Here is a 532-nt window from a genome sequence, read left to right on the forward strand (position 1 = left end):
GCGTCCGGCCTGTGGATCGTAATCCCTGAAATAGTTATAATGTAGATTAGTTTCCCTATCATAATATTGCCCCGGAAAGCGAAGATTGAAGGTAAAGTTCCCGAGGCGGTTCGGGTTTTCATCAGGCTGATCCTCGCCAAACGGGTTTGCGCCATCCCAGCGCCACACCATCTTGTTGTCGCTGGCGCGTGTGATCATTCGCGGTGCTCCCAAATGGTCTGCGTAGATATAGTAGGCATTTTCCCCTCCGCTCGCCGTGCGCGGTTTGATAACGGCGACCGGCATCCCTTCCAAATAAATCGTCTCCTGTGTCGGCGTACCGACGCTGTTGTACTCACCCACTATCTGTCCAGCCTCGTTGTAGACGAAGTAAGTCGATGCGCCAGTTGCATCAGACTTCATGGTCCGCTGGCCGACTCCGTTGTAGCGGTACTGCGTGGGCGCGCCACTGATGCCTGTGGTGCTGCTCAGGCGCCCGTTGTTGCCGTAGCCGTAGCGTAGCGTTCCGTCGCTGATGAGGTTGCCCGTGGCA

The 532-nt window shown here is 56.2% G+C and carries 1 protein-coding gene; it reads right to left on the bottom strand.

Features of this window, described 5'->3' with window-relative positions; all coding sequences use genetic code 11:
* Positions 1–532: RHS repeat-associated core domain-containing protein (locus PO883_RS34815; RefSeq protein WP_289313847.1), on the bottom strand; the 532-nt coding region annotated here is incomplete at both ends.

It is taken from the genome of Massilia sp. DJPM01 (assembly GCF_030348125.1).
In the GTDB taxonomy this organism is placed as follows: domain Bacteria; phylum Pseudomonadota; class Gammaproteobacteria; order Burkholderiales; family Burkholderiaceae_D; genus Telluria_A; species Telluria_A frigida.